This window comes from Paenibacillus sp. FSL R5-0908, from assembly GCF_038006245.1.
GTDB lineage: Bacteria > Bacillota > Bacilli > Paenibacillales > Paenibacillaceae > Paenibacillus_AQ > Paenibacillus_AQ odorifer.
Map to the genome: position 1 here is coordinate 5735077 of NZ_JBBOUV010000001.1, position 20141 is coordinate 5755217.

12 protein-coding genes are annotated in these 20141 nt (G+C 46.8%); 3 read left to right on the forward strand and 9 right to left on the reverse strand.

Annotation, left to right across the window (positions count from 1 at the left end):
- Window positions 1-10: 10 nt before the first annotated feature.
- The 3 genes from addA to MKZ09_RS26190 form a co-directional block, all read right to left on the reverse strand.
- Window positions 11-4051 carry a helicase-exonuclease AddAB subunit AddA gene (gene addA, locus MKZ09_RS26180; RefSeq protein WP_076205254.1) on the reverse strand — a complete coding sequence of 1347 codons (4041 nt, stop codon included), beginning with the start codon at window positions 4049-4051 and terminating at the stop codon, window positions 11-13.
- 2 nt (window positions 4052-4053) lie between these two features.
- On the reverse strand, window positions 4054-7566 hold the full coding sequence (gene addB / locus MKZ09_RS26185) for a helicase-exonuclease AddAB subunit AddB (RefSeq protein ID WP_076205222.1): 3513 nt from the start codon (window positions 7564-7566) through the stop codon (window positions 4054-4056).
- Between the two features lie 649 nt (window positions 7567-8215).
- Window positions 8216-9640: a class I SAM-dependent rRNA methyltransferase gene (locus tag MKZ09_RS26190; RefSeq protein WP_076205226.1), complete on the reverse strand. Its 1425-nt coding sequence runs from the start codon at window positions 9638-9640 to the stop codon at window positions 8216-8218.
- A gap of 99 nt (window positions 9641-9739) precedes the next feature.
- On the opposite strand from MKZ09_RS26190, the gene MKZ09_RS26195 reads away from it, so the two are divergent.
- Window positions 9740-10726, forward strand: a complete 987-nt coding sequence (locus MKZ09_RS26195; RefSeq protein WP_076136586.1) for a Na/Pi cotransporter family protein — start codon at window positions 9740-9742, stop codon at window positions 10724-10726.
- Between the two features lie 54 nt (window positions 10727-10780).
- Here MKZ09_RS26195 and MKZ09_RS26200 read toward each other — a convergent pair whose 3' ends face one another.
- The 4 genes from MKZ09_RS26200 to MKZ09_RS26215 all read right to left on the reverse strand — a co-directional run bounded on the left by MKZ09_RS26200 (window position 10781) and on the right by MKZ09_RS26215 (window position 16334).
- Window positions 10781-11611 (reverse strand): energy-coupling factor transporter transmembrane component T family protein, encoded by an 831-nt coding sequence (locus MKZ09_RS26200; RefSeq protein ID WP_076136588.1) that lies wholly within the window; start codon window positions 11609-11611, stop codon window positions 10781-10783.
- Window positions 11608-13314 carry an ABC transporter ATP-binding protein gene (locus tag MKZ09_RS26205; protein WP_076136590.1) on the reverse strand — a complete coding sequence of 569 codons (1707 nt, stop codon included), beginning with the start codon at window positions 13312-13314 and terminating at the stop codon, window positions 11608-11610. The genes MKZ09_RS26200 and MKZ09_RS26205 overlap by 4 nt, the downstream gene beginning before the upstream one ends.
- An 81-nt stretch (window positions 13315-13395) precedes the next feature.
- Window positions 13396-13956 (reverse strand): ECF-type riboflavin transporter substrate-binding protein, encoded by a 561-nt coding sequence (locus tag MKZ09_RS26210; protein WP_036683889.1) that lies wholly within the window; start codon window positions 13954-13956, stop codon window positions 13396-13398.
- A 152-nt stretch (window positions 13957-14108) separates the two neighbouring features.
- Window positions 14109-16334 (reverse strand): Ig-like domain-containing protein, encoded by a 2226-nt coding sequence (locus MKZ09_RS26215; RefSeq protein WP_076128972.1) that lies wholly within the window; start codon window positions 16332-16334, stop codon window positions 14109-14111.
- Between the two features lie 209 nt (window positions 16335-16543).
- Here MKZ09_RS26215 and MKZ09_RS26220 point away from each other — a divergent pair, with 209 nt between their 5' ends.
- The gene (locus tag MKZ09_RS26220; protein ID WP_036683898.1) at window positions 16544-17278 is read left to right on the forward strand and encodes an AzlC family ABC transporter permease; all 735 of its coding nucleotides are present in this window, start codon (window positions 16544-16546) and stop codon (window positions 17276-17278) included.
- On the forward strand, window positions 17269-17595 hold the full coding sequence (locus tag MKZ09_RS26225; protein ID WP_036683900.1) for an AzlD domain-containing protein: 327 nt from the start codon (window positions 17269-17271) through the stop codon (window positions 17593-17595). The genes MKZ09_RS26220 and MKZ09_RS26225 overlap by 10 nt, the downstream gene beginning before the upstream one ends.
- Before the next feature lie 344 nt (window positions 17596-17939).
- Here the strand turns inward: MKZ09_RS26225 and mtaB are convergent, their stop codons facing one another.
- On the reverse strand, window positions 17940-19283 hold the full coding sequence (mtaB, locus tag MKZ09_RS26230) for a tRNA (N(6)-L-threonylcarbamoyladenosine(37)-C(2))-methylthiotransferase MtaB (protein WP_076136592.1): 1344 nt from the start codon (window positions 19281-19283) through the stop codon (window positions 17940-17942).
- A 3-nt stretch (window positions 19284-19286) separates the two neighbouring features.
- Complete coding sequence (locus tag MKZ09_RS26235) at window positions 19287-20051, reverse strand: RsmE family RNA methyltransferase (RefSeq protein ID WP_076136594.1); 765 nt, start codon at window positions 20049-20051, stop codon at window positions 19287-19289.
- Between the last annotated feature and the right edge of the window lie 90 nt (window positions 20052-20141).

Sequence of the window (20141 nt, forward strand, 5' to 3'; positions counted from 1 at the left end):
AATGAATAATTTATAATTTCACAGCATGATCGCCGTCAAAAAAGTACAGCCAAATCTCGCTGATCGGTTCTCCCAAAATATCATGTAATGCCTTGCTGTATAACTCTAGCTGAAAACGATATTTTTCTTTAAGTGCTTCTAAGCCGCCCTGATGTTCTAACACGGAGTCCGTCTTATAGTCTAGCAGAATAATCCGGTCCTCTTCTCGGAACAGGCAGTCAATGACCCCTTGAATCAGTACAGCCTCACTAAAGCCTTCCTTATTGTTCTCAGGGGAAAGCTCCGAGACGGCTTTATTCATATAATCGAGCCCTCGATAAGCCTCACCTGCGGGAACCATATAACTGAACGGCATTTCTCTAAGCTTCCAAGAAGAAGCTACTAATCTACGTCCAAGTTCATTAGTATAAAAAGCTTCTATCTGATCGGGAGCTACAGCCTCCACCTGCTCAGCAGTTAGAATAGCCACTCTCTGGAGTCGGGCTAAGGTTTCTTCCACAACCATAGGATCAACTGAACCCTCCAGCGGAATATGCTGCATGACTGTATGGTATGCTGTCCCGCGTTCCGCTGGGGTTAGACTGCGTTTTTCCATAAATTTCGGGCGCCGCAAATGAAGACTGTCCGCACCTGCAACACTTGGACGTTTATCGTTTTCTATTGAGGTTGGAGAATTGCCTTCTTCCAGCAGATCAAAAGAGGGCTGCTCCTGCAACGACAACAACGCTTTTAACTCCGTAACAGAAGTTTTAGCCGGAATACCTGAGGCTGCCGCATACGGGTAATTCCATTCCAGTCTTCTAGCAATTTCATCGCTAGTCTCTGTTCCATATATATTTACAGCTTCACCCTTATGCAGTGCTTCGAGTACAGCTTGCCGTTCCTCTACCTTATCCTCAGTCTGATCCGTTGGCAGGAACGCCCCAGAATTAAGTTCGGAAGCATTTTGCACACTGATGCTCCAATTGGAGACATCGTTGTGCAGCACCGTGGAGACGCTACCTTCTGAACCGCCCAGCTTACGAAGAATCGCCGCCGCAGGGTGCCGGATCAATGCCGGTCCAACCCAGTCCAAATAGCTGCGCCCTCGGGCCAGCAGATGATCTGCAAGCAGCAGCTCATCCCGGTTCTGCACGCTGCTCCAGCTAGCGATTTTACGCGGCAAATCTCTTACAGTGCCTACTAGAATCATTTTATCTCTCGGACGAGTTAACGCTACATATAATACACGCATTTCCTCAGCTAATAACTCAAGCCGTGTACGCCGGTTAATAGCCAGATAAGGAAGTGTTGGATAGCTAACTCGCGTTTCCCGTTCCACAAAACGCGGCCCAAAGCCAAGCTCTTTGTGCATAAGAAATGGCGAATGCAAATCTTGTCGATTGAACTGTTTTGCCATCCCGGCTACAAAAACAACAGGGAACTCCAGACCTTTGGATTTATGAATGGTCATGATTCTGACGCCATTGCCTTCTTCACCGCCACCGCCAGCTACACCCAGATCTCCGCCATTCTCACGAAGCCGTGAAATAAACACCAGAAAACGGAACAATCCACGCGCTGCGGTGTCATTCTCAAATTGCACAGCCCGATCATACAAAGCTTTAAGATTGTTCTGGCGCTGCGAGCCTCCAGGCAGTCCTCCAACCCATTCCAGATAGCCGCTCTCCCCATAGATACGCCAGATCAGCTCACTGAGACTACCTTGTCTAGCCGCATTTCTCCAGCTTTCCAGCTGTTCCAGGAAATGTTTAAGCTTGCGCTTCAGTTCTGGACTGATCTGCGGCAGATCTTTATCAGGTAAGACATTATTTTCGACGGTGCTTGCGGATTCAATCACATGAGCCGAGAAGAGGTCATACTCTTCTTCAGCCTCTTTTGCATCATGCATATCCACGGCCATCTGTACTGCTTGAAAAAAAGGACCCTGACTACACATACGCACCGTAGCCAATTCTTCTTCCGTTAATCCGACCACAGGTGAACGAAGTACGCCAGCCAGCGGAATGTCCTGCAGAGGATTATCAACTATTTTTAAGAGGGAAAGTGCAATTTCCACTTCTGTAGCTTCAAAATAACCTTTATTCAGATCACCATAAGCAGGGATTCCTTCCATCCGAAGCTCTTCGATGATTAAAGGGGTCCAGATTCTTGCCGAGCGAAGCAGAATCACGATATCGCCGTAAATAACCGGGCGCATAATCTTGAGTCCTTTATCGTAGATAAGCAGCGGCGATCCACCGGTCATCCCCGTCATTTGTGAAATACGCCGGGCAATTGCCCGTGCTTCCAGCTGCGCCGTCTCGCTCTCAATGGCTTCACTCTCCTGAAGTGGCGCCTCACCGTCTTCAGAAGTCTCTTCTGACTTCCCTGCTGTTGAACCACGATCTATCAATAATAACTCCGGTGCAAAAAAGGTATCGGGACCCTTCTCTGCTGCACCTGGGAAATTCGCTCCGTAAACAAGCTCAGCGCGTTCGTCATAATTAATCTCCGCTACCGTCTCATTCATAATCTGCCGGAAGATCATATTAACGGCATTCACAACCTCCATGCGACTGCGAAAATTACGGGCCAGATCGATGACCGAACCGCTAGACGATTCATTAGTAATTTCAGATGGATCGCTTGGGTGTGAGCCAAAGCTGCGGTATTTATCCAGGAATAGCCCCGGCTCCGCCAGACGGAATCGATAGATACTTTGCTTCATATCTCCGACCATAAACCGGTTACCGGGTGTTTCACGGGATATTAGCCGCACAATCTCCTCTTGCACACTATTCGTATCCTGATATTCGTCCAGCAGAACCTCATCGAATTGAGCACGGTATTCCATAGCTGCATCAGAAGGCAGGGAATGACCGGGCGTAGAGTCCGGATGGCGTAGAATTTGCAGACAATAGTGCTCCAAATCACTGAAGTCGACTAGACCTCTTCCTGCTTTTTCAATTCTATAACGTTCACCGAATGCTATCACTGTCTCTGCAAGCTCTGCCATCAGTGGAGCCGCTTCGTTCAGCTCTTTCAAAAAAACCTCGGACGGACGCCCAAACAATGCTTTCTGAAGATCTAAAATACTCTTCTTCACACTGTCGCGCAGTTCCTTCACCATCTCCTGCAGTCCAGGATCTGTCGAATCCTTCTTACAAGCCTTTAATTTCCCAAAATATACTTCCATGAAAATATCATATAATTCTGCCCAAGGTCGTTCGTTTACGGCATCCTGCAGTGCATTTACCATCTCAAGATCTGCGGTTATATTCTCAGCATAGGGTGCCGGACCGCCCGGCTGCAGTGCAATCTCCCGGCCTTGAATCAGCTGACTGGCTGCGCCTGCAAGGGTCAGCTTCGCTTCTTCAAGAATGCTCAGCACCCATGGCGTTCCACCCAGACTATCGGTGTCCGGCAATGAGAAATCAGCTGCAGTATCACGGAGCCATTGCGCGGGCCAAGGATGGCTGCGGGCGTAATCATGCAATCGCTGTATGAGCGCATGCACTGCATCATCACTGCGTTCACCACTGAACCAATCAGCTAGCTGCACAAATATGCTATCCTCACCATCCGCACCTACCTCACCGTACTTTTCCTCCAGCAACTCTTCGAGCAGCTCCTGCCGCATCATCTCCGCTTCATGCTCATTTAATATGCGGAAACCCGGATCAATCGGAATCATTTGATAATAACGCCGGATCACTTCCAGACAGAAGGAGTGTAACGTTGTAATCGAAGCTTTGCCCAGCAGGGATAGCTGACGGCGCAAATGGTCGTTCTCGCCATTCTCCTCCAGCTCCCGATCAAGGGCTTCCCTGATCCGCTGCCTCATTTCGGCAGCCGCAGCTTTGGTAAACGTGGCTACGAGTAGCCTGTCTACACTGAAGCCGTTCTCTTCCTTACTGATCTTTCGAATAATCCGTTCTACCAGCACCGCCGTCTTACCGGAACCTGCTGCCGCAGCAACGAGGATGTCATCACCGCTCTCCGCAATGGCGCGCCACTGGTCATCACTCCATATACTTCCTTCCGGTTTCGCTTCTATTTCAGCCTTCATACTCAAGGTGTAGTTCCTCCTTTGCGGGACAGCAGATCCCATATAACGTCCTTCCCTGGCTTACCCAGATTGTTATAGCTGTTACCTTCCACAGCTTCATCGAACTGGCAGACAGGTCTAAACGAACAGAACGTGCAGGCGGTCTCCTGCCCAATTCGGTACGGCTCAATCGCCACATCCCCCTCTGTAATCCGTGTCCCGATATCAGAGATCGTCCCTCTAACGGAGGATAATAAATGGCCCCACTGCTCTGGTGTAGCTACTGAAGCACTGCTATAAAAGCTGCCGTCAGCTTTTACTGCTACAGGCACAATAGAAGAATACCCTTTGTCTAAAGTGGTATCCATCAGGGAAACAACCTCACGATCTGCTGTAAGCAGTCCTTTCATCTTGAAGCGTTTTAACAGCTCTTGCTCAGCCTGTTCCTTGTTCATCCCGTTGGATGAGGTTAACAACGGATCATGCACATGGAAATAAAGTGTACCTGCTGGAAGTGCCTGCTGCCCCAGCCATTGCTCCGAATATGTCAGCAGCACATCCAAATAAGTCAGCATTTGCAGCGACAATCCATAATACACCTCATGCAGCTTGAGATCCTTTTGACTCGATTTATAATCAATTACCCGCAGAAGAATGCCGTTCTCTCCACGAGCCATGTCTACACGGTCAATCCGGCCAACGACCTCCATCACACAGCCATTCGGCAGCGTAATTCTTAAAGGCGGCAACTCCTTATCCGGTCCAAAATCCAGCTCCAGCCCTACTGGCTCAAAGCTGCCCCGGCGGGCGTGCTCGCCCAGAATCACAGAAGCACGTCCAACAATATTCTTAAGCTTACGGGAGATGTACCCGTAACGTTTGGAGCTCATTAGAATTTCACCCTGCAACATCGGAGATAGCCGTTCTACTGTCTCACTGGCCTCACGCCGACATTCATCCGGAGACAAGCTGCCCCAACCCCGTCCCTCTTGTTTCAGTCTTATCGCCATATCACTTAACGCAGCATGGAACAGCTGTCCAATATCAGGTGCTTGCAGCTTATATAACTGGCGCTCTTTCAGTCTTAGTCCGTAGGACGCAAAATGGGAAAATGAGCACGCAACAAATTTCTCCATCCGGGATACACTGCCCCGCAGTGTTGAGCCACCATACAATCTGAGGCTTGTGCCACGCTTGAGCTTCGTTCCCTCATTACGATAGAACAGTGAGCTTAGCAAACGTTCCAATTGAAATTTACGATCTTCGTTCTTAGTAAACCAGTTATACACATCCCACCATAGCTCCGGAATTTCTGTCCCCTGGCGCCACTGCCGCAGCTGCATAATCAATGCGCGAAGACTCTGTTCTGGTTGACCAATGAAACCGAGATGAATAGGATCTCCGACTTCTGCCGGTAGTCCCGCAGGGGGAAGTGCTGACAAGCTAAGCTCTTGAACCCTTGGGAACATTCTATGCAAATGCCGGATAACCTCAGAGGGAAGGAGCGCTTTGCCCTCATCATCCGCTGTAGCGTAGCTAATCCAGAGCTTTCGGCTTCCTGTCGTTAGTGCATTATAGATCAGAAACCGCTCGTCCAGCAGTTTACGAGAAGCGCCGGGAGCAAGCTCCATTCCAGCATTCTCTAGTACGGAGCGTTCACCTTCCGAGAGAATTCCATCTTCCTTAAACTGCGCAGGCACAACACCTTCATTAAATCCAAGCAAAAAAGCGTATTTGACCCCCGTTGGGCGAGTCCGATCCATATTGCCGACCAATACTTGATCCAGTGCGGGCGGAACTAGTCCCATTTTAAGTTCAGCAAGTCCTGTCTCTAGAACGCCAGTGAACACTTCAAACTCAAGTCTTTCATTGCCCATCATTTCTACTATCTGATCTAGCAGATCAAGTACCGCACCCCACAACTGGCTATGTTCCCTAGCCTTCTCGGGTTGGCCCTTCTCCATAGACTTAACACTGAGTTTCTCCAGCTTCCGTGCAACATCCGTCTCTTCAAGCAGCTTGTACATTGCCGTACATAGTTCAAGGCCGATTCGGCTTTTCTGGATTCGTTTCTCAAAAGCAAATAATGGACCTGTTATACTAGCACGGCATCGTTCCATAGTAGCAAGCAGTTCATCATCCATCTGTCTGCCGCCTTCCAGCGACAAGCTAGGAATACCTTTCCAGGAGCGCCCATCTGTCCAGCGGTACCCCTGAATCCCACAAGCCAGCACATAGTTTTCTAAAGCATCCATATCCTCACGCGTAATACTACCGTCTAGCGGAAGCAGAAGCTCCGTCTTTACACAACGGAATACATCCTCGTAACGCCAGCGACGACGCACTACATCCAACGCGGAACGTATAAACTCCACTAGCGGATGATGCAGTTCGTTCACCTTCTGGTCCAGAAAAAATGGCACTCCATAATCTTGGAACAACGGCTGAACCAGCTGCGCGTAATCGCCAATATTACGCATCAATACGGCCATTTCGCCATATTTTGCACCTTCATCCCGCACCAGTCTAGTCATTTCGCGCAGGGCTCCCTCAACCTCTGCTCTGTGCGAAACTGCGGCGCCTATAGATATAGCCTCTCTTGCCAGTTCATCCGCACCTATCCAGGCCTTCCGGCGATCATATCCCCGTTCAAGGTGAGCAAGTACTGGACTTTCTTCAAAACGCGGCAGAACCGTTGGCTCCAACAGCTCGTCCCATACATCAATGCCTAGCTCTTCAGCAATTCCACGCAGTTTAATGTAAGTAACCGCAGTTGGGTGAAACAATTCAAGCTCATTCAACTCATCTCCATATGGGTAAGGACGATCAATTGTAAGTGAAACCGTCAGCTTCGAAGCTTGCTGCATCAATTCTCGAAGCACTACGAATTCCTGCGGAGTAAATCCATGGAACCCATCTACCCAAATCTCTGACCCGCGAATGTAGGAGGAATCTGGAATATGCTCAGCCAGTTCTGCTAAACGATCCTCTTCATCGATATAGAGACGGGACATTTCCTTCTCTAAATCGCTAAATACCAGCTGCAAATCATCCAGCTTCCCCTCAAGAATAGGACTTCTTGCAATAGCTCCTCGCATAGCGGACAACTGCTCTTCTAAATCAGTGGAACCCAAACAGCAACGCTTCATCTCCGTGTGCAGTTGGTTCAGACGTTCCACAAAACCCGGTCTGTCTGCTGAGGCACCGAACAATTTCAGTTCCTCTTTGCGACGACTGATGATTTTGTAAATCAACATTTTCTTACCTTCTTCACTGATTGGCAGGCTTGCACTGCCACCAGTTTCCTGCTTCACACGATAGGCCAGCCGCGAAAAACTCAGTGTCTGCGCCCGAAGGCTTCCCTTCACATTCCCTGCGGTCAGAAGCCCCCGTTCTGCTCCAAAAGAACCTTGCTCTGGCACAAGAATAATAATCGGCGCACCAAGCGGTTCCTTCTCTAAGGAAGAAGAGATAGATTCCCATATTTTTGTTGTCTTGCCACTGCCCGAGCGGCCTAGTAAAAAGGTTACCGGCATAAATGATAGACTCCTTCCGTAGCGGAGAAAATATATAGAATACAAGGTGAAATATCCACCCATTGATTACACTCCAATTAAAAAAGTTCAGTGATTCCTCGTCCCCTCAGTATATCATAACCACACTAATCGGAACATGTGTTTGCTAGTATTTTCTAATGTTTTACAAGGGATAAACAGCCACGAGTACAGATATAAAAAAGCAAACCTCCGGATTTTGGCGGCTTGCTTTTTAGGGTGTTTAGTTTTGTTGTTAATGCCAGATGTGCAACGTTAGATTGGAGCTGCCAATGTCGGAGCATAGGGTAAATGTTAGACTGTTCAGCGTTCAAATTCCACATTTTCGGCTAGGCTTGTTTCATTAAGTACTTACGGACCCAGGAGCCGTTATTCGTGGATTCAGTGCTGTTTTGGAAACTTTTCGGACCCCACTGACGCTATTCTTTGAAAATGTGTTGCATAACGGGTGTTTTTGGGGCAATAGCGCCTTTGGGGTCCGTAAGAATTCAATAATAGGCTGTTTACGCTAAATAGAGTCATCTGAGTCCGTTGGCAACTCCTTGCCTTACAGTCGACTCACGGCCACCCTACGACCAGCCCTTTTATCCTACTTGTTACTCGGCACTGTAAACCTTTTTGACCTTCAGGCTTATTTTTTACTCCGCACTTCAAAAATCGCAAACTTCAGATAGTGTCCTTCGTTAACGCCAAGTATTTGTGGGTGGTCTTTGCCTGCGGCCCGCCATTCCACAAGTCTCAACACCTTGCCAGCATCTTTAGCTGCATCGGCAATCGTTTCGAGGAACAGATCTGGCTGCATATGGTAAGAACAGCTTGCGGTAACCAAATAGCCGCCTTCGTTCACCAGCTTCATCCCGTGCAGATTGATATCCTTGTAACCACGGCAAGCGCCAGCTACTGCACTTTTGGTTTTGGCAAACGCCGGAGGGTCCAGGATGACTACATCCCAAGTTCTTCCTCCACCTGCCGTCATCGGCTTGGATGTGTCGGTTTTGGCTGTTTTGCCTCCGGGTTTAGGATTTGTAGCAGCTGCTGCCGTCTCTGTTCCACTTGCAACTGTCGCCCGTTCAGAACGTTCCTCTAGTCCTTTAACCTGATTCCGTAGATATGCAAAAGCATCATCCACTACGAATTCAACACGATCGCTAAAGCCGTTCAGCTCCACATTCACTTTGGCACTCTCAATGGCGTGAGCTGAAACGTCAAGGCAGGTTACTTTTTTCGCGCCATACTTGCAGGCATGCAGCGTGAAGCTGCCCGTATGCGAGAAGCATTCCAGCACTGTCGCACCGTCCCAATAAGGGAACGTTACATGTTTGCCGCTCTTATTAACTGGTAAGGTCTGTAGTGAACCATCCTCAGTTTCAATTTCCTGTAGCGTAATGCCGCTTCGTCCTCCCCAGCCTTTCATGAGCGGAGCAATGGAAGCTCTATTCTCACGTTGGTCAAAGAAGTAACCTGTCTTCTGGCCTTCTTCAATATCAACGACCAGCTTCAGGCCATTCTCACTCACGGTCACATGCCTTGGACATTCCCCGTACAGCACACCCGTTGTCTGCTCCATACCTTCAAGCTCGCGCACACTAACATCACTGCGCTCATAGATTCCGCGCGGTGCCATAACCTGCACCAATGCTTCGACGATTTCTGCACGCCGCTTGTCCATTCCGAGGGTAAGCAGCTGTACAACTAAAATATCACCGAATCGATCTACAATGAGCCCCGGCAAAAAGTCCGCTTCACCATAAACCAAGCGATAAGCATCCGCACCCGGAAGGAACCGATTTCTGTGTTGCAGACAATTCGCGAACCGTTCTGCAAAAAAAGCTGTATCCATGATCGCAAGGGGTCCCTGCGATACAATTCTTACCCGAATCTGTGACGCTGGATTGTAATATCCTACGGCCAAAAATCGGCCCTGATGATTAAGGACATCTACTAGTCCCCCTGCTTCCGGATTCCCTTCTACTGATGCTACTTCACCTGCATAGACCCATGGATGGCCCTGTTCCAGTCTTTTTTTGCGATTGCGTTCTAAAATAACCGATGGCAATGACTTCAACTCCCTGTTTTTCTAAAAATGTTTTTATACATGTCCCATGCAATACATTCATATATTGGTGTACAACCCTCGTCCAAAGGAGTATGCCCTATGTTCAGTGATTTGCTGTTCCCTATCATATATGGTCTTGTTATCTTTCTAGCCGGCATGAAGCTGATGGAAACGGCGTTGTCCAAGCTAGCGGGCCCTCTATTAACTACAAGCCTAAATAGAGCTACCTCAACACCTATTAAAGGAATGATTGCCAGCAGCCTGTTGTCCGCCTTACTCCAGAGCAGTACTGCTGTAACGGTGTTGACAATCGGCATGGTCAATGCCGGCCTGCTCACTTATGCCCGCACACTTGGCATTATCCTGGGCAGCAACATCGGCACCACATTAACTACAGAATTGATCGGACTTCAGATCAATACCATGGCCACGCCCCTGCTGGCAGCCTCGCTCAGTCTGTGGGCAGCGGCAGTTATTGCAGGCGAACTGCCGCCTACATCGCGAGTGGCAGAGCTCTGCCACAAAATATCCCCGCCGCTGCAATTTATCAGTCTGGCTGTATCAGGCTTCGCCCTCGTCCTATGGGGCATCGCTGTCATGCAGTCTATCGGCGGAATACTTCAGGAAAGTGGCTTATTCCTCTGGTTCCTAAACCACGCCGCTACTAGTGCTATATGGGGGCTCGCCGCTGGAGCGTGCCTAACAGCCCTGCTCCATAGCAGCGCTGCTGTCATAGCTATGGCTATGAGCATTGCCGCCTCGGGTGCCATGCCGCCTGAGCTAGGTATAGCCATTGTGCTAGGTGCCAACGTGGGCACCTGTGTTACAGCAGTCATCGCTTCCATCGGCGGCACGTCATCCGGCGTCTTCGTCGCTTGGTCCCATGTTGCGCTTAATGTAGGCGGTGCACTACTATTCTTGCCCATGATCGGGCTGCTACAAGCAAGTGCTGCATGGATTGGTGGAGGCCCTGCTTCACAAATCGCCCACGCCCAGACCATTTTCAACGTAGTCTGCTCACTTCTAGCACTGCCATTATGCTACCTGCCTATATGGTCAAAACTGGAGAAACGTCTTCAGTCTTAACAAAAAGGTGCCGTTTATTATAATCCCAGCTTTCCACAACTGTATTATTATACTTCAATCGAAAATATTATAAAACCGCGAACCGTCGTAAAAAGTGATCACCGTCGAGAAAATTCCAATCAGCGCAAACAAAGCCAATGCAAAATAATCGTCTCTCGTGAACGGGCGACTGCTATACCAAGTTCGTTTGGTCTCAGTGCCAAAACCGCGCAGCTCCATAGCGGTACTGATATTTTCAATTCGCTCGATACTAGTCAGAATTAGGGGCATCAGAATCGAAATGATATTTTTTAGCCGCTTAGGCAGCTTTTCTTTTCTAGAAATATCTATTCCCCTTGCTTGAGCAGAAAACGATATATTCTCATAATCTCGTTGAATATCCGGAATGTACCGCAGTGCCAGCGATACAGAATATGCAATTTTATAGTTCACTCCAACTCTATTTAAGGATGCTGCAAATTCACTGGGATTGGTCGTTAGAAGAAATAATAATGCCATAGGAATGACCACCGCATATTTCAGGGCAATATTGAATTGATAAAATAGCTGCTCCCAAGTTACCGTATACCGGCCTGCAATATGCATAATATCATGACGTGTCCCGTAAACACGTACGCCCTCCAAAGGTGAAAAGATAAAGATAGCTATATGATTAAGCAAAAAGAAAATCAAGATAAAATATAATACAAAAGCATAATCCTGAAATTGAACTTTGGAAATTCTAAAGGCAAGCAAACTAAATAACAGCATCACCATTAGACATCTTGTATCATATGTAATCATCCCCGTCACAGACCACACTACAAATAAAATCAATTTAGTAGCGCCGGTAAGACGGTGAATAGGTGAATCCTGCTTCGTAAAAGTTAACATTTTGGCCTTCATCCGCCTCGGCTCCTCCTATCATACGCAATGAACCTTCTAACGAACGCCTGCGGTTGTTTCAATCCAGCTTTTATAGCTAGGGCAAAAAGCGAGGTTTCCTTCAAGTTTGCTTTTTTCACCACATCAGTATTCGTTAATATTCGCTCAGGGCTATCATCCGCAAGCTTCACGCCATCAGCTAACACTATAGCTCTATCGGCATATTCCAGCATCAAGTGCATATCATGCGTAATCATAATGACCGTCATCCCCTGCCCACGTAGCGTCAAGAGAAACTCCATCATTTCGTTATAATGCCTGTAATCCTGAGCAGCAGTCGGTTCATCCAAAATGATCACTTCCGGCTCCAGTACCAGAATGGCGGCAATCGTGACCCGTTTCTTCTGGCCGTAACTGAGCGCCGAGATCGGCCAGCTGCGAAAAACATAAAGTCCGCACACCTTCAAGACTTGATGGACGCGTTCACGAACGAGCTCCTCAGGGCAACCTCGGAGTCTTAATCCTAGGGCAACCTCATCATATAAAAGTGTCTTAGAAATCATATGATTGGGATTTTGCATAACAAAACCAATCCGCTCAGCCCGCTCCTTAATCGTGTCCTGAGCAATATCACGCCCATGCATCCGTATTGATCCGGAAGTAGGTTTATAGAAGCCACAAATAAGCTTGGAAACTGTGGATTTCCCAGCCCCATTTCGCCCCGCTATACAGACCATCTCTCCTTTATGAATACAGAGATTGAGCTTATTCAGCACCTGCTGATTTTTTTCGTATCCAAAAGAAATATCTTGCAGTTCAAGGATGGGTGGGCTCTCCAGCTTATCCTGGCGTGACTGATTGCACTCATACCAGATCTTTAGTTTATTAGAACACGCCTCCAACTCTATATCGTTCACATGCTGCGGATTCATATTTGCTGTAATCGAACATCCGGCATACTTCAAAGCCGTTAAATAAAGAGGTTCCCGAATGCCCACTTCTGAAAGCAACGTTGTGCTCAACAGTTCTGCAGCCGGCATATCCGCCGCAATACGTCCTTCATGGATCACAATAATACGATCCACCGCCCGATGCAGCACCTCTTCAAGACGATGCTCGATCATAATAACGGTTTTACCTGTCTCTTTATGCACTCGATCAATAAGCTCAATCGCTTTTGTACCGGTATAAGGATCTAAGCTTGCCAGTGGTTCATCAAAGAGCAGGATGTCCACATCACCTACCAGAACACCTGCCAGGGTCGTTTTTTGCTTTTGTCCACCCGATAACTCCTGAGGAGAAGAGGCCAGAAATTCGTGGATATCCACCGCTCTTGCGGCAACCGCCACTTTGCTCATCATTTCTGTCTGCTGAACCACATGGTTCTCTAGACTGAAGGCGATATCCTCACCAACCGTTAATCCTACAAATTGTCCATCCGGGTCCTGCAATACGGTACCTACCTGATTGGACAGCTCTGCGATACTCAGATCCTTCTGCTCCTGGCCTAAAATCCGCAATGAACCTGATATTTCCCCTCTGTAAGCAAAAGGGATGAGACCATTAATGCAATGAGCCAGTGTACTTTTCCCAGAACCTGAGGGTCCCACGATAAGCACCTTCTCCCCTTCAACAATCGTTAAGTTAATCCCCTGTAGTGTGGGTTCCTGCTGCGCCCGATATTGAAAGCTGAAATCCTTAAATTCAATCATTACTTTTTTCATCTGAGACCTTCCTCTGGGTTAATGTGAAGAGAAAAAAGCCGGTGATTTCCACCGGCTTTTTAGCTTGGATTTGTATTCCACTCAAGCTTCTCTAGTCAAGCTGCCCTGTTTTGTTCTTGTCTTAGCATACGCAATGGCTAGTAAAGATCCGATCACTGCCACCGAAGCTATATTTAATGCACCTGCGGTCAGTCCTTGCGTAAATACTTTATTCACGGGTTCTGCATAGATCAGAATATCCAACACTGGGGCTACAAGGAACCAAGCTACAGCATTCGCTGCAATCTGAGCCAGATTAAAGCGTATTATTTCCTTCCGTCCGAATTCCCCGTCATGAATAGCGATTCTAGCTACTAACAAGCCAATAACGAGCCCTACAATTCCAGATGATATGACCCAACTGAACCATGGCGATCCATAAGATATCGTATCCTTCAGGGTATGCCCGATCAGGCCTATAAATAATCCGGCAAACGGGCCGTACAATAGGGAGAACAATGCCAGTAATGCGTATGTAGTCTCGATGTTAGTGTTTGGAATACCCGAAGGAATCGAGCCGAATCTCCCCAATATAACGAATAAAGCAGAACCAATACCAATCGCTACAATCGTCTTGATCGACAACACCTTTTGTTTTGCCATGTTTTTCATCTCCCCCAACGCATCTATTATGTTTTATGTGATTATACATCGGAATAGTCGGAATTACTATAGAATCCAAATAAAAAAATCTGCAAAGCAACATAATGTTGGCTTTGCAGATTCATAGTTGATAATTCAGATCCTATTCTCTATTACTTCACTGTCACTGATACTGTAACTGTTTTGCCGCCTAGCTTTCCTTTAATAGATGTCGTTCCTTTACTCACAGCTACAATCTGACCACTTGCAGATACTCTCGCTACAGAAGGCTTGGAGCTGGTCCATACCGCACTTCCAGTAACAACAGCAGTCTTACCAGTATCATACTGTGCAGTCACGACTACATTCTGAACGGCTCCCGGAGCCATTTTCAGTCTGCTCTCATTAACGGTCAGCTTTGTTAATTTAGGAACTACAGTAATTTTGACACTAGCAGCAATCCCTTGGTAAGATCCTGTCAACGTAGCAGTACCTTCTGTTACTGCTTTAACGGTTGTTGCTTTAACCGTAGCAACCGCCTCGTTCGAGGACTCCCAATTCATACTGCTGGAGACATTTCCTGTCTTACCATTAGAATAATAAGCCGTTACCTTTATCGCTTTAGAGCCTTTAATGTTCATTTCGATAGCAGTAGGTTCTACAACAAGCTTAGTAACCTTTTGTTCAATGGTAACTGGAATGCTGATGGTTTTATTGGCGTAAGTTCCCTTTAAAGTAGCAGAACCCTTCACCAGTCCTTTGATTACTTTACCGGAAGTTGTAGTCTTGATAATCGCATTCGTACCGGTAAGCTCCCATTCCATAGTTGCAGTAGCATCAAGTTCACTGCCGTTTTCCATCACAGCTTTTACTTCAGGAACAGCCTTCTCTTCACCAGTAACAATCACCAGGTTTTCTTCTGGTCCAAGCAAGACAAGGACTTTATCTTTCACTGTAACCTTTACTTCAACACTTTTTTCTCTTACAGCAGTTTTTGAAGTCGTTGGGTTTTCTGATTTTATTTTACCGATAACCTTCACAATACCTGCCGATTCAGCTACAATCTTGCCGTCTTTAATGGTGGCAATCTCATCATCCGCAGAGGTCCACTCAATATCACTGCTAAGATCTAGCTTTGTTCCGTCAAGCTTTGTACCATTTACTTTTGGAAGGCTTACGGTGTCATCTGTGTAAAGCTCCAATTCCGTCTTGTCGGCTGCCAGTTCTGTGATCGTAGGATACACTGTCAGTTTAAAGCTTTTATTAATTCCTCTGTACTCTGCTTTAATGACCGAAGTTCCCACAGCTTTAGCAGTCACTGCCGCAGTATCGCTACCAGGCGTAACGGTTGCCGCCAATTGGTTATCCGAAGTCCATACTGCGCTGCCTGAAATGTTCGGAGTAGAATTCGCAGCATCGCGAACCTCAGCCTTAACGTTCAGGGTTTCGCCCATAAACAGGAATTGATCTCCTGTAGGAGTAAGTAGTAGCGCTTCATAAGGAGCACGTACATATACGTCTACTGTTTGTGTAATCCCCAGATAGGATACTGTAATTACAGCTTTACCAGCAGACAACACTTTGATCTCGCCTTTGTCTACTGTAGCTACACTAGCACTAGAAGAGGACCATTCCGCTTTCTCTGAAATATCATTTGCGCTGGATTTTGTAGTTTCTTTAGTCTCTGCAACCAATTTCAAAGGTGCATCTCCAACTAGCATCTCTAGTTCTTTAACGATTTTGTCGTCATGTTTAAGCTCAATTTCAGAATAAGGTAATTTCACTACAGCCTTAAAGGTTGCTGTTAAGGTCTTGTATTTGGCAGTGATCGTTGCTGTACCTTCACCAGCCAAAGTGATCTTACCTTCTGCAATGGTCAACACGCTTGTGTTGGAGCTGCTCCAAGTAGTATCAGCCGTTACATCCTTAGCAGAAGTCGCTGTTTCTCCACCAATCGCATTGGCTTTGACCAGCAGTTTATCCTCATCATCACCCAATTTGTAGTTCCCTTCAGAACTATATTCGAGCTTCAGTTCTTTAACAGGATGGGCTACCTCAACTTCAATGGTAGCAAGTGCATGATTATAAGTCGCTGTAATAATAGCTTTGCCACTGTCAATCGGAGTCAATAGGCCATTTACTACCTTTACAGCGTTTGTGTTAGAAGAATTCCATACAACTGCACCTGTCACATCTCTTTTAGATGAGGACCCTTCCACATTCGCATATACCTTAAGTTGCTTTGGCGTTTGTCCAACCGTAAGCTCTACTTTAGCGGAGCTTTCGAATTCAATCGAGTTGATATCGCCGGTCGCTGCAAAGACACTTACCGGAAAAACCGCAGTAGCTAACAATATCATGATGAGGAGCATTTTCGTCATTTTCCTGTACACAGTCATTTGTTCTCTCCCTTAGGCTATAATGTCGTTCGGTGGTTTATCCCCACACTCTTTTACTTATATCGACAATTGTACCCTAAGTGTTTACCCCCTGGCTCTATAAAGCGAAATTCGGGACTTTCAGACTAGATAATACGGTAAAGGTTGATCAAAATATTAGGAAGTAATATGCTAACTACTAAATTCTTTCTTGAAACAAGGGGGCTACGATGAGTGCAGAGAACGTCCAACTAGAAGCAATCCCGTCTCCTAAACAGGAAGATAGCTTCCTTAAAGGGGTAAAAGATTGTATTCCCACACTACTAGGCTACTTAAGCATCGGACTTGCAGCAGGCGTTGTTCAAAAGACAGCCGGGCTCAGCATTGCTGAGATTGCCTTAATCAGCTTGATTCTTTACGCGGGCTCCGCTCAGTTTATAGCTGCTGGAATGATAGCTGTTAGCAGCTCGCCTGCGGCCATTATTATTACGATATTTATCGTGAATCTTCGCCATATTTTGCTTAGTGCAGCTCTTTCACCTTATTTCCGCCATCTTTCCCCGCTGAGAAATATGCTGGTTGGTTCTTTATTGACTGATGAGACCTTTGGAGTTGCCATCAATCAAGCTTTGAATAAGCAGCAAATCAGTGAAAAATGGATGCACGGTCTAAATCTCACAGCTTATTTAAATTGGTTTCTTGCGAATGTAGCGGGTGCTTTTTTAGCCCAGTGGATCTCAGACCCTGATCAATTCGGTTTACAGTTTGCCTTACCTGCGATGTTTATTGGCATTCTTGTAATTTCCATGATTGACCGTAATAAAATCAAACTAGATTTGGTTGTCGCAATCCTTGCCGTGATCATAGCAGTAGGAAGCTCCTTCCTATTCTCCAGCAGTGTTGGAGTGATTATCGCTACAGTCATTGCGTCAACGATAGGGATGGTGTTTGAAAAATGGAAGTGAGATGGGATGTATTTCTGATCATTCTAGGAGCAGCTTTTGTGACCTTTATTCCCAGGGTGGTTCCCCTCATGATCCTTAGCCGGTTTGAATTGCCAGAATGGGGAATGCGCTGGTTAAATTATGTTCCTATCTCTGTTATGGCGGCATTAATAGGTCAGGAGATATTTTTGAATGATGGGAAATTTTCGTCTTTAGCTAATAACATTGAGCTTTTTGCAGCATTGCCTACTTTTTTGGTTGCGATAAAAACCCGGAGCTTGCTAGGCACTGTACTGGCGGGAATTGTTTCAATCATGATCCTACGGATGTTTTTTTGATCCACTTCTACGCATATGAAGTCACTATCGGACACAGTTGACCTTATTCGCAGCATTATCCCACTTTTGGAACACTAACGGACCCCATAGTTGCTATTGTCATGAAAAACACCTTTTATGAACCACTTTCTGAGGAATAGCTGCGCTGGAGTCCGAAACAAAGCATAAAAAGCAAAAAAATTGCAAATAACGCCATCTGGGTCTGATAGCATCAGGAGATTGTTATGAATTGGTGATCTAGACAGCAGCAACTAAAAAAACAGAGCAGCCCTTCCCCGCTAACGGGAAAATGGCTGCTCTGTTGTCTTTTTACTAATATCTATTGCTTAACGGATATCAATTGCTTAACGGACAGCCTGCTGAAGCCCAGTCTGACTAATCCCGATCAACTCACCACGGCATTCGTTCACGCCAGCTTCCGTTATCTTCACCTGACAAAGTTCTCCTTGGAGTGAATCTTCTCCATCGAAGAACACCTGCAAATAGTTGTCGCTAAATCCATGCTGGATATTGCGGCCCGGAGCACCTTTGGCGGCTCTTTCCGGAATCACACTAAGCGTCTGGCCTACAAATTTGCGAGCATAAGCTATTTGCATTTCTTCCGAAAGATCAATCAATTCCTGCACGCGTACATTTTTGATTTCTTCGTCGATCTGATTCTCCATCCGCGCTGCTGGAGTGCCCGTCCGCTTGGAGTAAGGGAATACGTGCATCTCGGAGTAATTAATAGCTTTCATGAAGTTGTAGCCGGCACGGAACATTTCATCGGTCTCCCCCGGGAATCCAACGATAACATCCGTAGTAATCCCGACATCCGGCATCGCCTGACGGATCAGCTGCATTTTGGCGTAATATTCTTCTGTCGTATATTTACGGCGCATCGCTTTCAGCACATCATTATGTCCGGCTTGCAGCGGGATATGCAGATGACGGCACATTTTAGAGGAACGGTTCAGCACCTCCAGCAGCTTCTCATCGATCTGGCTAGCTTCGATAGAACTGATACGTACCCGCTCCAGTCCATCCACCTTATCCAGATCCCACAGCAAATCGGCTAGACGGTAATTATCAAGATCATCACCGTAACCGCCGGTATGAATACCCGTGAGAACAAATTCCTTATACCCTGCTTCTACTAATTGATGTGCCTGGGTTACGATACTTTTGGGATCACGGCTGCGGGAAAGTCCACGCGACCATGGAATGATGCAGAATGTGCAGAAGTTGTTGCAGCCATCCTGAATCTTCATAAAAGCACGCGTCCGATCCGCAAAGCCAGGTACATCCATCTCTTCGAATTCACGTGTCTTCATAATATTACGAACAGCGTTGACCGGCTGACGTGAGGCTTCAATGTTTTTCACATGCGTCATGATCTGATCGCGGTCCTGGTTACCAATAACAAGATCGACACCAGGAATATCAAGAATCTCACCAGGAGAGGTCTGCGCATAGCAGCCAGTAACCGCCACGATAGCTTCCGGATTGCGGCGAACGGCACGACGAATCATTTGACGGCTTTTTTTGTCACCTGTATTAGTTACAGTACAAGTATTAATCAGATATACATCGGCGGGTCCCTCGAAATCGACCTGCTCGTAACCTTCATTTTTGAATAGCTGCCAGATGGCTTCGGTGTCATAAAAATTCACTTTACAACCTAAAGTATAAAATGCTACGGATGGCATCTCTTAAGCTCCTCCCATTTCTCCCGATTCATATAAAATACAAGCAGCGGCAACCATGCCCGCTGTCTCACAGCGCAGAATACGCCGTCCTAGTCCTACGGAAACCGCACCAGCTTCTTCTGCCTTTTGGCATTCCTCTGGTGTAAAGCCCCCTTCAGGACCTACTACAATCAGTACCTTCCCACCAGCCTGCGGTGAAAGCGAGGATAACCAAGGGGCAACACTGCTGCGAAGCTGCAAGCCTTCTTCTTTTTCATAACAGAAATAAACAGCATCATACTCACTAAAAGTCTGTAGCAGCTGCTTCCAGGATAACGGTGAGCCTACAGCCGGAACGATGTTCCGGTGTGCCTGCTCGGCAGCTTCTTTACAAATTTTACGCCAGCGGTCCAGCCGCTTACTTTCCTTGCGTTCATCGTATTGTACAATCGTGCGCTCCGACAGAAAAGGAATAAAACCAACGGCTCCAATTTCTGTACACTTTTGAATGACAGTTTCCATCTTATCAGCCTTGGGTAAGCTCTGAGCCACTGTGATTTTTATCCGCGGTTCATGCGTCATCTCTAGGGTTTCCAGGATGTTCACTGTCACTTCCCCTATTTCGATCTGAGCAATCTCCACTAACGCTTCACGGGAGACGCCATCGCTGACAATAAGCTTGTCCCCAGCCTTACCGCGCATGACTTTGGCAATATGCCTTGCATCTTCCCCGTCAATTCTAACGTTATCTGCACCAAACTGCTCCGGTGTAACAAAATATCGCTGCATCTCTTCATCATCCTGTTCATGAATTCAGTAAGAAGAAACGGTAAAGACGCCTTAATAAAGACGTCACCCGTTTCTTAGAGAAATATAACT